Raw genomic sequence first — 15,126 nt, forward strand, 5'->3', positions numbered from 1 at the left:
CCGCACCATTACTAATTAAATGGCGGCTCGATAATCTGAAAGATTTTTTATTTTGTTATTCATTTATATTAAAATGCCTTTAATGGGACGTTTCACGAAAATATATTTCGAGCTTCCCTGAGTTTTTTTGTTGTTACTCTTGCAATAGCGTTAATACAATTTCCGACTGCTGGTTGGCCTGAGATAACATGGAAACGGTTGTCTGTTGCAGAATTTGAGCTCTGACCATCGCAGATACCTCGGTGGCATAATTCGCGTCCGCAATACGGGAACGGGCGGCGCGAATCGCCTCGGTTGTATTCGTCTGAACATTCATCACTGACTCCAGACGGTTTTCCATTGCGCCCAAACTACTGCGTTTTTCATCCACCAGGGCGATGGCATTATCAATCACGGCCAATGGGTTTTCAGGATTACGCAGTCTAATTCCTTCTCCCACTTCGGAGATGTTAATGACGGTCTGATTAGTACTGGCATCGGTATAAGCGGTGTAATTCATTTCATAATAGATTTTAACTTCCCCACTGCCGTTTATTGTTCTGAGCAAAAGGCTATTATTTTCCTGGCTGACGACTGTCGCACTTTTATAGCCGGGTACGCCGTCATCGGATATGTTCATGACATAATTCCCATCAGCATCTTCTGTCAATACGTTGTTATATTGATTACCTTCGCTATCGATATAATTGACAACGACATTATCTGAGTCAATTGTGATGTCGGACGTGCCACTTACACTGGCGACAACAGAAAATGTATTAATTGCCGTACCACTACTTGCCACAATATCGACCTGCACCTCGGTGCCGTTCGTCGTTACTGCAACCGATGCGTTATAATATTGATAGTTTCCTGAACCATCATCGACTTCAAGAATATACTGGCTACCCTGCTGCAATAATCTGGCGTTCTCCGCATCAATGGTATTCCCATTACTGTCTGTAAATGACAATATTGCGGTAGTAATATCCTGGTCATCAATTTGTGTCACCGACGTGTAAAGTTCGGACGATGCAATTGCCCGGATAGTCGTCGTGCTATTTCCTGTCGCCGTATCATGCGATGCAGTATAAGCCGCCAGATAATAAACCGGCTTTCCCTGTTCATCCTGCGCCTGAATATAATACCGGTTGTTACTGCTGCTGCGTACAAATGTCAGCGAGGTTAATGGACTGTCCGGATAAGAATAACTTGTCGTAGTCGTAGTGCTGTCCAGAAAAATATTCGAGGCCACGCCCGTTAGCGTATTTTCATCATACACTTCTCCGCGGATACCACTGATAATCAGGTCGTTCAGCCCCAACTCATCTACGCTGAATCCCGGCGGAGAAAAATCCAGCGATAAGGTTTCGCCGTCGTTCGCGCCAACCTGTATATCCACCTGACCTAAACTGCCATCAAGCAGGGTCAGGTTGTTATAGCTGGTTTGGGAGGCCAGGCGATCCATCTCTTTCAAATTCATGTTGATTTCAGCCTGGATAGCATCCGATTGCTTCTGGCTATAGGTTCCATTCAACCCCTGAACGGTAAGTTCACGTATACGCTGTAGACGACTATTGATTTCGTCCAGCGTGCCCTCCGCCGTCTGAAGCAGGGAAATGCCGTCATTTACGTTGTTCTTTGCCTGGGAGAGTCCATGGTACTGGCTGGTCATCCGGTTAGAGATTGCCTGACCCGCAGCGTCATCCTTTGCGCTGTTGATGCGTATACCTGAAGCCAGACGTTCAATCGCCTGACTCAGGCTGCTGGATGATTTACCCTGCTGATTAAGAATCGTTAAATAGAGGGTATTAACCGGGATCATAGGACACCATAGTATTTAATTTGGCTGTCTATCAGATTGACTAACTGAGTTTTTGAGTTGGCATTGTGTTTACTTTCAGCCAGTAATTTTTTTCTGCGCTTATCATTGGTAAATGAAATATAACTATCAAGTATTCCCGACAGGTATTTGAAATCATCGTCTGTGCATTTATGAATAATCGTTTTCACGGGAGGCTCCTGATTCATATTTTCATTATCCAAAGCAGTTTATTGCTGTCAGCAATCGGCGTAACAGTTTATGGTTTGGATTTCCGTCTGATAAAGAACACGCCATCCCCCTTCCCAAGAATGAGAATAAATCTTTTAAACACATGTGGTTATGAGTGTTTTAAGAAATATCCTATCTGTGTTTTTGATCAAAAGATAATCGTTTTTATAGATCGATTCGATCCTATCGATCGGTTATAACGATCGAAGGCACAGAAAGGAGCGAGCAGCCATTAAGCCAGCGCTGGCAGGTTTGTAGCCACGCCTGAGTGGCTGGTGGTGTGTATAAATCATTCATCGATGTTATTGCCGCTGCTTTCCTATTCGGTAGTATCAAGATCATCGTATTCGGTATGCATATCGAGTTTTCAATCCGTATGGTTTTCTGGCTCGGGGCCTGCTGGCAAATCATCACTGCCAGATTACATGGAAGATCGGCGCAGATGTAACGCTTGGCCAATGGCAACAGTCGGCGGATTGGATTGTGGAATATCTTGAACTGACAATTTTGATGCCCGATCACATTGAGAAGACAATGCAAGGCTATGAGATAAAAGTCCTGACCGTGAAGCCAGGACTTTGTCAACAGTCTGTGGCCCAAATGGGCCTGGAGATCATTTGCGTTTTATCAGAAGGCCAATCACGATGCCAATTGCCCCGGCTGCTAATAAACCTGCGATTGGGGATTCTTTGACTTTACTGGCAACAGTATCTGTTGCGTTGCACAGCACATCGCAAGCTTGTGCTGCGTATTTTCGGGTAGCCCCTTTTATTTGATGTTTCGGTGAGTCGACAGCATCGCCGAAAGTTTCCTGAGCGGCACCAGCAGCTTCATTGGCTTTGTTTGCGACCTTATCAACGAGGTTGTCGGCATCTGTATCAAACTTGTTTGTTGACATATCTATTTCCTTTTTTACTCATAAATGACAATAAAAGGATAGTTCGTAATGCCACTCGATCCACTATTAACTGCATTACATGTTTATAGCGGTCAGCAATATCGGGTGTCAAAATTCTCGGTGCGGTTATTTTTCAAACCGACAGAAAATTACGAATGAGCACAAAAACGATGCTGGTGGACGAGCAGAATGCGGTTTTTGCTGATCAGATACGGGTATAAAAAGAGTTTGTTGCTCAGTTACTGGGAAGGGAAAATCAGACTAACGCCTGTAGTAAAGCAGGGGTGAGCCGGACTGACTAGACAGTGGACATGTTTTTTGTAGCACTTTTGTCGTAGCGCTTATCTGGGCATGTTTCCGGCTCATTCTGATCATTAGTTAATTTTTCGGCACAAAAATTTGTCTTTTATGACGCCATCAAAAAAACGGCCCTTAGATACAACAGATTCAGATATGAATTTCCCGTAAATGCGAGCTGGAACGCCAATGTATTGATAGATATCTTTATTATGAAATTCTATTTCAAGAATACGTTTTTCAGGATCGTATCCAATCGAACGAATTCTTGACGATGACACCAATTGCCGCTGCAATGACTCCCCCTCCTTTATGTGGAATGTTGGATGGAACTATAAAGGATTTTAAGCGTGTCGTGTTGTCAATATCATGCTGGACACCAGAGACTCGTGTAGCAGGTTACCCAACTAGTGCGTATTCCTGGGGGTGAGCGGGCGTTACCGCCCGCGTTAATACCCGTTAAAATGTTTCCCAATTGGTGTTATTGGTACTTATTTTCTTTGATGAAGCTGATGGCAGCGTTTGTGTCGGTTTAGCTGGCGTTTTTGCTTTCAGTGGCTCAACTGACTCGGCAAGTTTGAAAATAGAGACAATTTCTGTCAAACGGCGCGCCTGTTCTTCGAGTGATGCTGATGCAGCGGTTGACTGTTCAACTAGGGCGGCGTTTTGCTGCGTCACGCTATCCATTTCAACCATAGCCTGACCAACCTGAGTGATCCCTTTGCTCTGCTCGTTGGAAGCGGAAGCAATCTCACCCATGATGTCGGTTACGTTAGTCACGGCTTTAACGATGTTCTCCATGGCATCGCCGGCAAGCGCTACCTGGTCTGAGCCTGTTTTTACATTATTTACCGACTCATCGATCAATCCTTCAATCTCTTTTGCTGCTTGTGCACTACGCTGTGCCAGATTACGAACTTCACTGGCAACAACGGCAAATCCGCGCCCTTGCTCTCCGGCGCGTGCAGCTTCTACGGCCGCGTTCAGTGCCAGAATGTTTGTCTGGAAAGCGATACCATTTATGACATTAATGATATCGGCAATTTTCTGGGAGCTACTGGTAATTTTTCCCATAGTCTTGATTACGTCACCGACAATCTCGCCGCCATTGTTCGCTATTTTAGAAGCATTCTGCGCCAAAACACTGGCCTGGTTAGCGTTGTCTGCGTTCTGTTTCACTACGGCGCTCAATTGCTCCATGCTGGCCGCGGTTTGCTCCAGTGCTGATGCCTGTTCCTCCGTACGTGAGGATAAATCCGTATTGCCTGAAGATATTTCACCAGAGCCACGGTAAATCTCTTCCGCACTGCCCCGGATTTCAGATACGGTTGTGATCCAGTTATTTTGCATTTGCTGAACGAAAGGAATCAATTGCCCAACGCAGTTTTTACCCATACTGAGCATTTGGGTGTGTAAATGACCCACCGAGAGTACCTGAAGGTGTTTTTTAATTAATTCGAGAGGTTTAACCACGAAAATAGCCAGATAGCGATCGGTTAGCAGGACAATAATAAGTCCGATAATCAGTGCTAAAACCAGGATCTTTTGACACCAGTCGACCCAGAGATCAATCCTACTTTGCGCTTCGCCTTTTAACTGTTCAATGACGGCGTTGTATTTATCAATCGCCGTGGTGAAATCTCTGCGTAGCGGGCGATAGGTTTGACTTGATTGCTGTATAAAATCATCAATGCGATCTGCCTTGACGGCCTCATACATTGGGATAACGCCTTCAGTGAAGAGGCGATAAGAGCTGTTATAGATATTGTCAATGGTGGCGGGATCAATATTCGCATGATCGACCACTTTGAATTGAGCCAGGCCGGCCTTAAGTTTTTCTAACTCGCCAGCGACGGACTGAAGTTCCACATTGGCCTCGGCAGCATCATTTTTCTGTTTTGCACGAGCAGCACGTTCAAGAATGCTTACTGCCCGGTAGTACTGTCCATTGGCACCATTAATAATGTCGCCATTACTTTGCTGGACATTGGTTAGCTTCAGTTCAAAAGTAAGCTGACTCAACGAGTACAATGCGAATGCTGAGACGCCCCCCCATAATAAGGAAAAGAGTATAAGAATCAAAATCATCATAGTTCTGATTTTAATATTGCGGACGAAGTTCATGATGTAATTCCCGGTGGTGAAAATAATATGAATTAATCCTAAAAAAGACAGGATCGCTGCTAGCGTTTCCTTTCGAATACCCGCCTATCGGGGACTATCTGTAGGCAGGTTAATTGTCCGTTGCGGTAATTTCTTACGTTTTGGTTATCGGCATATAAAAGCTAAACTTCATCAATGCTTGACATGATTTTGCTTACTTTAGCGCGAGATTTTATTATTACAGGTGGATGAGAGTGCAGAAATATGAAGAAAAATGCAGGAATATTATGAATATCGGGCTGACGTTATAGATTGGTTGTAACTTGCTTTATCTTTCTCTATCCGCCAATCAGTATTCGACTGTTCGTTCAACTTTTAATCTTTTCTACAAATATGTGGTGGTGTATAAGATGGGAATTTACTCGCTTATCCTGGATAATGGGGTTCCGTTAAGCCATTGACCGAAATATCACCAGCCTCGATAAAGCTAAGTTAACTATTATCTGCATGTTATATTATTATACCATTCAACAATGATAATACTGTTTCTTTAGAGTCAGAGGGATTATTGAGAAAATTTCATGAAAGTTAATGATTTAGTGACAGTTAAAACAGACGGAAGATCGCGAAGGGAAGGGGTGATCCTGGCCGTTGAAGAGTTTCAGGAAGGAACGATGTATTTAGTTTCGCTTGAGGATTATCCTGCTGGTGTCTGGTTCTTTAATGAAGTTGAGAACAAAGATGGAACCTTCGTAGAGCTTAAACATTCTGCTGGGGAGTAACGAAGAGCAGATATTGACCAGCTCAAAAATCAATATCTGCTCCGTGCGTTAGTCAGTCTGCTATGTTAAAAGCTTCCCCTGTGGTCTTTCTCTGGTTGGGTTACTGACTGGGTTAATGCAAGGGAAGAGGTTGGTTGCGTTACCAATGTGGGCTGGGAAACGGGAGCAAAGGTATATATTTGCGACTGTTGGTCGGACAGCTTAAATATTGCCACGGCACAGGATAGCAGCTTCCAGAGAAGCCGCTGTCACGGTGGCCTCAAAAGTTCATTTGGAAGGCAATACTCTGCGTTGTTCGAAACGATAACGTTTTGCCTGTAACTCGAATTTTTTAGGATACAAAAATAAAAGAAAATTCGCTATTGGCTTTAGCCTGAATTAAATAGTGGTTGGTTATATAATCAGTGAGTTAATAACGTAATGCCAGATAGTGTCTGGGAACGAAATTATTAATATTGTTATTCTCTTTTTAAGAAAGTGATTTTAATTTCATCAGGTTATCTATAATTTCGTTAATGGCATTTTCTGTCAGGGAAGTAAGCGCTCATGCGATTCCCTCGTTATTATTAAAAACTTGGTTGATACATTGTTGTTTATCAACATTGGCTAATTATCAGGCTGATTTTATGTATTACAACAGTTTCACCTCTTTTTTCTGCGGAATATGAAGTAACGGCGCGAATCGGTTTATTCAGCATCAGCAGTATGTGGCAGATGATCGTAGCCCGTGTGTCATAATTTCCTTGTCCGCGTTACGTTTTCAGGTTTGGTTTCGAGCATTACGGCTCTTGTCAGTGTGAGGATTGGCATCGATACGACCAAATTCAATGTATTCGTGATTGTCTGATATGCCCGCTGATTTTACCTAGCGCACTGTATTGCCTTTACTATTGCCGTTGTAAGTAATCAGTACTTGTATTGATTGGTACAGGTGAGAGGTATTGACTGTTTTTTCGCGGCCTAAATCAATACGTAAAGAAATGAATGTTTTGGTAAAAATATAAACACATATCTGATATGTAAATTCGCTATATAAAAGTAATCTTTATTTATCTATATTTATCTTTCCATTACATAGCACGCAAAGTATTTTTCACCATGCTTATGCCTTTTTGTAACGTAAAATACATTTTTTTGTGTTAAAAATGAGCGATTAAGGAGACTTGGTAGATGAAAAATCACCCACAGCACTTCCAATTTTGTGATCTGTATCACATAATAACCAAAATCATTCCTCGCTTGCGTTGTATGTGCTACGGATTAGGCGGTACAGTTGCGCTGTTTTAGGATTAATCCTATGCTGGTTAGGATAGTGACAGAAACCTTTAAGGATTCTGAAGAACTAAGGGCGAATGGACTCAATGCATAATGGATGCATGATGAAAGTTGGCAGAAGTACTTAACTGTCCTGCATTAAGAAATGAAAAATAGTGACTAGTATCTGGCACTGATAGTTTTTTATGCCATCAATGGAGAGTGATTTTTGAACTGGGCGATATGGTCTATCACCTAACTTATGTTTTAAACATAGCCTGTCGGGATGGGAAATATGGGTACCTCTGAATTACTCAAGCACATTTATGACATTAATCTGTCTTATTTGTTACTGGCACAACGGTTAATTAATGACGAGAAAGCTTCTGCGATGTTTCGTTTAGGCATCGATGAAGCAATGGCAGATATGCTGATGCAGCTTACCCTGCCGCAGATGGTTAAATTAGCAGAAACTAACCAACTGATATGCCATTTTCGTTTTAATGATCACAATACCATCAAACTCTTGACTCAAGAATCGCGTGTGGATGATTTGCAACAAATTCATACTGGTATTTTGTTGTCGAGTCATTTATTACAACAGTTAACTTCGAAAGAAGAAAACTTGCCTAAGAAAAGGGCATAGTAATGGCGGAGAAAAGTATTGTTCAGGAAGCAAAAGACATCCAGTTAGCAATGGAACTCATTTCGCTGGGCGCTCGTTTGCAGATGTTAGAAAGCGAAACGCAGTTAAGCCGTGGACGTTTGATTAAGCTGTATAAAGAACTTAGAGGAAGTCCACCGCCAAAGGGAATGCTACCGTTTTCAACGGATTGGTTTATGACCTGGGAACAGAATATTCATTCATCCATGTTCTATAACGCCTACAGTTTTTTGCTAAAAAATGGGCAATGTAGTGGTGTTGAGGCAGTCATTAAAGCTTATCGTCTTTATTTAGAACAATGTTCACCCAAAAACGATACTCCATTGCTGGCGTTAACGCGCGCATGGACGCTCGTTCGATTTGTCGACAGTGGTATGTTGCAACTCTCTTCATGCAACTGCTGCAACGGTATGTTTATCACCCATGCCCATCAGCCAAAAAACAGTTTTGCCTGTAGCTTATGTCAACCCCCCTCCAGAGCAGTAAAAAGACGTAAACTTTCGCAAAATCTTGCCGATATTATACCTCAACTGCTGGATGAACAGGTAAAACACGCAGTCTGAGCTTGGTAGCGATTTGTGAATCTATCACTGTTTGTTATTAAGGGCAGTGATAGGTTTTCTTCTTAAGTAATTTCTGGCTACATACTCTGCGCTTTTACCTCACCTTCCGCCCACTTTTTTTACTAAGGAATTCTTGTGCTGGTTATCTTGGGTTATATCGTAATTGTGGGTTCAGTACTTGGTGGTTATCTCATGGTCGGTGGGGCCCTGGGCGCACTTTATCAACCCTCAGAGCTGTTGATCATCGGTGGCGCCGCAGTCGGTGCCTTTATCGTTGGTAACAACGGCAAAGCGATAAAAGCCACGCTGCGTGCTTTACCGATTTTGATTAAAAAATCTAGATATAACAAAGCGTTATATATGGATTTGATGGCGGTGCTATTTCGTCTGATGGCAAAATCACGCCAACAGGGGATGCTTTCTCTTGAGTTTGATATTGATAACCCTCGCGAGAGTGAAATCTTTTCAAGCTATCCCCGTATTTTGGCGGACAGTAATGTCGTTGAATTTATTACCGATTATCTGCGTTTGATGGTGAGCGGTAATATGAATGCCTTTGAAATTGAAACGTTGATGGATGAAGAGATCGAAACTGTCGAGCATGAATGTGAGGTTCCGGCTAACAGCCTGAACCAGATGGGGGATGGATTGCCGGCATTTGGTATAGTTGCGGCAGTAATGGGCGTGGTTCATTCTCTGGCCTATGTCGACCGCCCCGCTGCCGAACTGGGTATGATGATAGCGCACGCAATGGTAGGGACCTTTCTGGGGATTTTGCTCGCCTATGGTTTCGTGTCGCCGTTGGCTGCATTGTTGCGTCAGAAAAATGCTGAAAAAATCAAAATATTACAGTGTATCAAAGTCACATTACTTTCCAGCCTTAACGGTTATGCGCCGCAAATTGCAGTAGAGTTCGGCCGAAAAACATTGTACTCAACGGAAAGACCTTCCTTTACCGAACTGGAGGAGCATATACGCCGGGTGAAAGCTCCTGCTCAATCAGCGGCGGAAAATGACGCATGAAACACCAACACCCCATTATTCGCAAAAAGCGTAAATCCGGGCATGCAGGTCATCACGGAGGCTCCTGGAAAATTGCGTATGCTGACTTTATGACAGCGATGATGGCACTGTTTTTGGTTATGTGGCTGATTGCGATTTCTACGCCAATGCAGTTAGCCCAGATTGCTGAATATTTCCGGACTCCGTTAAAAATAGCGTTAACCGGTGGTTCTAAAACCAGTGAGAGTTCCAGCCCGATCCCAGGTGGTGGGGATGATGTAACCCAGCAGGATGGTGAGGTTAAAAAGAACATTAAAATCGATACGCTGGAAGGGAAATTAGACGAGATCCGGTTGAACAAGCTGAGGGAAAGATTAGATCAGCTTATTGAAGCTGATCCGCGGCTACGTGCCCTGCGTCCACATTTACTGATCGAGATGGTTGATGAGGGGCTGCGTATACAGATTATTGATAGCCAGAATCGCCCGATGTTTCAGACCGGGAGCGCGCAGGTTGAACCTTACATGCGTGACATCCTGCGGGCGATAGCGCCTATTTTGAATGATATCCCGAATAAGTTGAGTATCTCAGGTCATACTGATGATGTGCAGTACGCCACCGGTGAGCGAGGTTATAGCAACTGGGAATTATCAGCCGATCGCGCCAACGCCTCCCGCCGTGAACTTCTCATCGGCGGATTGGCTGATGGTAAAGTGCTTCGGGTTGTCGGTATGGCCGAGACGATGGGGCTGAAGCAGGCGAACGGCGGCAATGATGCGATTAACCGTCGTATCAGTCTGCTGGTGCTGAACAAGCAGGCACAAAAGAATATTGAACACGAAAACGCCGAACATAGTGCGGTAGAGGTGGATAGTGCGGAAAATTTACAAAATATGGGGTTGGAAAACCCTAAACCTCCCACGCCACCTGCCGACAATAGTAATAATAATATGGATGGAAGTGGTGAAACTCCGCCGCAACCTGTTAATGGAGTTGCTGCTCCAGAGCGTCAACAGCCAACGACAGCGTTGCCTGCTGCGCCGGACAGTCAGGCGACGCCTTCTCAATAAGCCGCGATTCACAGCAGAGGTGACCACGTGAGCATGGACATGAGCGCTTTCTATCAAACATTCTTTGATGAAGCAGACGAATTACTGGCGGATATGGAACAGCACTTGTTGTTGTTAGATCCCCTGGCACCAGATACGGAACAATTAAATGCCATTTTCCGGGCTGCTCACTCTATAAAAGGAGGGGCCGGAACGTTTGGTTTTACTGTTTTACAGGAAACAACGCATCTTTTAGAAAACCTACTAGATGGTGCTCGACGTGGTGAAATGCGCCTTAGCACTAATATCATTAACCTGTTTTTGGAAACGAAAGACATTATGCAGGATCAGTTGGACGCCTATAAAACCACGCAGGAGCCCAATGCCGAGAGCTTTGAGTATATCTGTCAGGCCCTGCGACAACTGGCTTTAGAGTCTCAGGCTGAAAACGCTGCGGCTCAGGCTACTCCGTCAGCGGAGCAGATCAATACTGTGCCTGAAAAACCTGTATCAACCGGGCAGGGCGAGGTGCGTATTGCCCTTACCGGTCTTAAATCGCAGGAAATCCCCCAATTGCTGGAAGAGCTCGGCAATCTGGGTACCATAAAAGACCCTCATCAAACTGATAGCAGTATAGACGTCACTTTGGTCACTTCTACCAGTGAAGAGGATATCAGCGCGGTCTTATGTTTTGTGTTGGAACCTGAGCAAATCAGCTTTAATTCAGCCGTTCGCGTTCAGCCAGAAACCCCTGTTGCAGAACCTCAGCCAGTGTTTGAGGCGCCTGCGTCAGAGGTGGTTCCCGCCGCGTCGGTGGCTCAGGCTGCCGCTGCCCCGGTCGTTGCCAAGCCTCATGATGCCACGAAGAACCGCAGTAAAACGGGCGATACCAGCATTCGTGTGGCGGTAGAGAAGGTTGATCAGCTTATTAACCTGGTTGGTGAATTAGTTATTACACAATCTATGTTGGCACAACAGTCAAGTGAACTTGATCCTGTCGCGCATGGCGATTTGCTGAATAGCATGGGGCAATTGGAACGTAATGCCCGCGATTTACAAGAGTCTGTCATGTCTATTCGTATGATGCCGATGGAGTATGTATTCAGTCGCTTCCCTCGTCTTGTTCGTGATCTCGCGGCTAAGTTAGACAAGCAGGTAGAGCTAACGTTACTCGGCAGTTCCACTGAGTTAGATAAAAGCCTTATCGAGCGTATTATTGACCCGCTTACCCATTTGGTGCGCAATAGCCTCGATCACGGAATTGAGTCACCAGAGAAGCGTATTGCGGTCGGTAAATCAGAAGTCGGCAACCTGACGCTGTCTGCTGAACATCAAGGCGGTAATATCTGTATTGAAGTTGCGGATGATGGCGCAGGGCTGAACCGCGAAAAGATTCTGGCTAAAGCCCTTTCTCAAGGATTGGCGGTGAGCGACAGCATGACTGATGAAGAAGTCGGTATGCTGATCTTCGCCCCCGGTTTTTCCACCGCAGAGAAAGTGACTGATGTATCTGGTCGGGGTGTTGGTATGGATGTGGTGAAGCGCAATATTCAGGAAATGGGGGGACATGTTGAAATCCATTTCCAGGCGGGAAAAGGGACGACTATTCGAATTCTGTTGCCATTAACACTGGCTATTCTTGACGGCATGTCTGTTAAGGTTAATAACGATGTCTTTATCCTGCCTCTTAATGCGGTGATGGAATCATTACAGCCGCAAGCTGAAGATTTATATCCACTGGCTGGCGGAGAACGTGTTTTGCAAGTTCGTGGTGAGTATTTGCCGCTGGTTGAACTGTTCCATATCTTTGATGTGGATGGCGCAAAAACCGACCCAACTCAGGGTATTGTTGTAATTTTGCAAAGTGCAGGCCGTCGTTATGCATTATTGGTGGATCAATTAATCGGGCAACATCAGGTTGTTGTTAAGAATTTAGAAAGTAATTATCGCAAGGTGCCAGGAGTTTCAGCCGCTACTATTTTGGGTGACGGCAGTGTTGCGCTGATTGTGGATGTTTCAGCGTTACAGGCGCTTAATCGAGAAAAGCGTGTGGTTGAAACCGCTGCTTAATAATAAAATAGAAGGTTGATTAAAGGTGGAAAACATGACTGGACTTGCAAACGTCACGAAATTGGCAGGTGAAACTGTAGGACAGGAGTTTCTGATTTTTACGCTGGGTGATGAAGAATACGGTGTTGATATTTTAAAGGTACAGGAAATTCGTGGTTATGATCAGGTAACCCGCATTGCCAATACGCCTACTTTTATTAAAGGTGTAACCAATCTGCGTGGTGTAATTGTGCCTATCGTTGATTTACGTATTAAATTTGCCCAGCAGGAAGTTGATTATGACGATAATACTGTCGTTATTGTTTTGAATCTCGGTCAACGCGTTGTTGGGATTGTTGTCGACGGCGTATCTGATGTTCTCTCTTTAACCGCCGATCAGATTCGCCCTGCGCCTGAATTTGCAGTTACCTTATCAACTGAATATCTGACGGGGTTGGGTTCGTTAGGTGAAAGAATGCTGATTCTGGTTGATATTGAAAAACTGCTTAGTAGTGAAGAAATGGCACTGGTCGACAGTGTTATGAAAGTCTGATTTATCACTTATTTGTGTGGGCCATTATTTGGGTGGTCCACACCTCGCCTTTGCTGCCCTTCGATTTGAAAAATCATAAAGATATTCAGAATAATGCCGATACCATCGGTAGTCGATCTACTCAAAGGATATGATATGTTCAGTCGTATGAAAGTTGTTACAAATTTGATACTTATATTAGTGTTATTTGGCTCACTTCAGCTTATTTCGGCAGGCGTGTTTTTTAGTTCACTGAAAAATGATAAGAATATTTTTAGTTCGGCACAGATTATTAATCAGAAGAAATCAGAATTAGATGCAACGTGGTCATATTTGTTACAAACGCGTAATACTTTAAACCGGGCGGGTATTCGCGTTGCGCTGGATACAGAAGGGCGGGGCGTAGGTGCGGCGTTTGATGAGCTGCTCGCTTTGGCCAAGGCACAACTGAATTCTGCCAGTACGCACTTTGACAATTATGATCAAATGGCAATTGTCACGCAGCAGGATCCGACAGTTGCCAAATCAGTAAAAGAAAATTTTGCGGCGCTGCATGGAGCGTTGTCCGAACTGGTTCAATTCCTCTCCAGTAATGAATTTGAAAAGTTTGTTGAACAACCCACTCAGGGATTCCAGGATAATTTTGAAAAGGCTTATAACGCTTATCAAGCTGACAGTGAGAAAATGTATCTGTCAGGAATAGCGGAAAACAATGCTGCTTATGATTCTGCGCTTTGGATTTTAGGTGCTGTTATTATTCTGGTTCTTGTATTAGCTCTGATGGTGTGGTTTGGCATTCAGCAATTAATCACACGTCCGCTTCAATATATCGTTGAGCATATTCAGTGTCTTGCTAAGGGAGATCTGACGAAAGTCATCAATTTCAATAGTAAGAGTGAAATGGGGATATTGGCAGACAGTATCCGGGATATGCAGCGTGAATTTGTCACCACGGTAAGCGCGGTGCGTAAGGGGGCTGATGCAATCTATACAGGTGCAACCGAAATCAGCGCCGGCAACAACGATCTCTCCTCTCGTACTGAACAGCAGGCGGCCTCGCTGGAAGAAACAGCCGCAAGTATGGAACAACTGACCTCAACGGTGAAACAGAATGCGGAGAATGCTCGTCAGGCCAGCCAACTGGCGTTGAGTGCATCAGAGACGGCGCAGAAAGGCGGTAAGGTCGTCGATAATGTGGTCAGAACAATGCACAATATTGCTGGAAGTTCGCAAAAAATTGCCGATATTACCAGTGTGATTGATGGTATTGCTTTTCAGACCAATATCCTGGCATTGAATGCCGCAGTAGAAGCGGCAAGAGCCGGAGAGCAAGGGCGTGGTTTTGCGGTTGTCGCTGAAGAAGTGCGTAATCTGGCTCAACGCAGCGCCCAGGCGGCAAAAGAAATTAAAGGTTTGATTGAAGATTCCGTCAATCGTGTCGATGAAGGTTCTGTACTGGTTGAAAGTGCCGGTGAAACAATGGATGAAATCGTCAGTGCGGTGACTCGGGTTACTGACATCATGGGCGAAATCGCTTCCGCTTCGGATGAGCAAAGTAAGGGTATTAATCAGGTCAGCCAGGCAATCACTGAAATGGACAGCGTAACGCAACAAAACGCAGCATTGGTTGAGCAGTCGGCTACGGCAGCCGTCGCGCTAGAGGAGCAGGTACGTATCCTTAATCAGGCGGTGTCGGTATTCCGTCTTTCCGATACTAATGCAAGTGCATACAAAACGGCACAAACGGAAAGTCGTCAGAAACCTGTTCTGCTGGCGGTATCATCGAATACGGATAAAAAATCGAAACAAAGTCAGTCGACAGAGAATTGGGAAACATTCTAAAGAATAATCAATATTGATTTGTGGCAAAGGCTTCATCGCTTAAATAAGAAAGTTGAAAG

Annotated in this window: 13 protein-coding genes; 8 read left to right on the forward strand and 5 right to left on the reverse strand. The window is 44.4% G+C overall.

Features of this window, described 5'->3' with window-relative positions; genetic code table 11:
- Nucleotides 1–133: 133 nt before the first annotated feature.
- The 5 genes from BIY29_RS03000 to BIY29_RS03020 all read right to left on the reverse strand — a co-directional run bounded on the left by BIY29_RS03000 (nucleotide 134) and on the right by BIY29_RS03020 (nucleotide 5,351).
- Nucleotides 134–1,804: a flagellin N-terminal helical domain-containing protein gene (locus BIY29_RS03000; protein ID WP_121573652.1), complete on the reverse strand. Its 1,671-nt coding sequence runs from the start codon at nucleotides 1,802–1,804 to the stop codon at nucleotides 134–136.
- The gene (locus BIY29_RS03005; protein ID WP_205680300.1) at nucleotides 1,801–1,992 is read right to left on the reverse strand and encodes a hypothetical protein; all 192 of its coding nucleotides are present in this window, start codon (nucleotides 1,990–1,992) and stop codon (nucleotides 1,801–1,803) included. The genes BIY29_RS03000 and BIY29_RS03005 overlap by 4 nt, the downstream gene beginning before the upstream one ends.
- A gap of 653 nt (nucleotides 1,993–2,645) precedes the next feature.
- Nucleotides 2,646–2,930, reverse strand: a complete 285-nt coding sequence (locus BIY29_RS03010) for a CsbD family protein (protein ID WP_121573654.1) — start codon at nucleotides 2,928–2,930, stop codon at nucleotides 2,646–2,648.
- A gap of 374 nt (nucleotides 2,931–3,304) precedes the next feature.
- A complete protein-coding gene (locus tag BIY29_RS03015; RefSeq protein WP_121573656.1) occupies nucleotides 3,305–3,523 on the reverse strand; it encodes a KTSC domain-containing protein in 219 nt (72 codons plus the stop codon).
- A 163-nt stretch (nucleotides 3,524–3,686) separates the two neighbouring features.
- Nucleotides 3,687–5,351, reverse strand: a complete 1,665-nt coding sequence (locus tag BIY29_RS03020) for a methyl-accepting chemotaxis protein (RefSeq protein ID WP_121573658.1) — start codon at nucleotides 5,349–5,351, stop codon at nucleotides 3,687–3,689.
- Between the two features lie 560 nt (nucleotides 5,352–5,911).
- Here BIY29_RS03020 and dsrB point away from each other — a divergent pair.
- The 8 genes from dsrB to BIY29_RS03060 all read left to right on the forward strand — a co-directional run bounded on the left by dsrB (nucleotide 5,912) and on the right by BIY29_RS03060 (nucleotide 15,067).
- Complete coding sequence (gene dsrB / locus BIY29_RS03025; RefSeq protein WP_121573660.1) at nucleotides 5,912–6,112, forward strand: protein DsrB; 201 nt, start codon at nucleotides 5,912–5,914, stop codon at nucleotides 6,110–6,112.
- A 1,549-nt stretch (nucleotides 6,113–7,661) separates the two neighbouring features.
- Nucleotides 7,662–8,012 carry a flagellar transcriptional regulator FlhD gene (gene flhD, locus BIY29_RS03030; protein ID WP_109053302.1) on the forward strand — a complete coding sequence of 117 codons (351 nt, stop codon included), beginning with the start codon at nucleotides 7,662–7,664 and terminating at the stop codon, nucleotides 8,010–8,012.
- A 2-nt stretch (nucleotides 8,013–8,014) separates the two neighbouring features.
- A complete protein-coding gene (gene flhC / locus BIY29_RS03035) occupies nucleotides 8,015–8,593 on the forward strand; it encodes a flagellar transcriptional regulator FlhC (protein ID WP_121573662.1) in 579 nt (192 codons plus the stop codon).
- Between the two features lie 135 nt (nucleotides 8,594–8,728).
- Nucleotides 8,729–9,616 carry a flagellar motor stator protein MotA gene (motA, locus tag BIY29_RS03040; RefSeq protein WP_121573664.1) on the forward strand — a complete coding sequence of 296 codons (888 nt, stop codon included), beginning with the start codon at nucleotides 8,729–8,731 and terminating at the stop codon, nucleotides 9,614–9,616.
- The gene (gene motB, locus BIY29_RS03045; protein WP_121573666.1) at nucleotides 9,613–10,665 is read left to right on the forward strand and encodes a flagellar motor protein MotB; all 1,053 of its coding nucleotides are present in this window, start codon (nucleotides 9,613–9,615) and stop codon (nucleotides 10,663–10,665) included. The genes motA and motB overlap by 4 nt, the downstream gene beginning before the upstream one ends.
- A 39-nt stretch (nucleotides 10,666–10,704) precedes the next feature.
- On the forward strand, nucleotides 10,705–12,714 hold the full coding sequence (gene cheA, locus BIY29_RS03050) for a chemotaxis protein CheA (protein WP_205680305.1): 2,010 nt from the start codon (nucleotides 10,705–10,707) through the stop codon (nucleotides 12,712–12,714).
- Nucleotides 12,715–12,748: 34 nt separating this feature from the next.
- Nucleotides 12,749–13,246 carry a chemotaxis protein CheW gene (gene cheW, locus BIY29_RS03055; protein ID WP_109053297.1) on the forward strand — a complete coding sequence of 166 codons (498 nt, stop codon included), beginning with the start codon at nucleotides 12,749–12,751 and terminating at the stop codon, nucleotides 13,244–13,246.
- 135 nt (nucleotides 13,247–13,381) lie between these two features.
- Complete coding sequence (locus BIY29_RS03060; protein WP_121573670.1) at nucleotides 13,382–15,067, forward strand: methyl-accepting chemotaxis protein; 1,686 nt, start codon at nucleotides 13,382–13,384, stop codon at nucleotides 15,065–15,067.
- Nucleotides 15,068–15,126 lie beyond the last annotated feature (59 nt).

The organism is Brenneria alni, assembly GCF_003666245.1.
In the GTDB taxonomy this organism is placed as follows: Bacteria; Pseudomonadota; Gammaproteobacteria; order Enterobacterales; family Enterobacteriaceae; genus Brenneria; species Brenneria alni.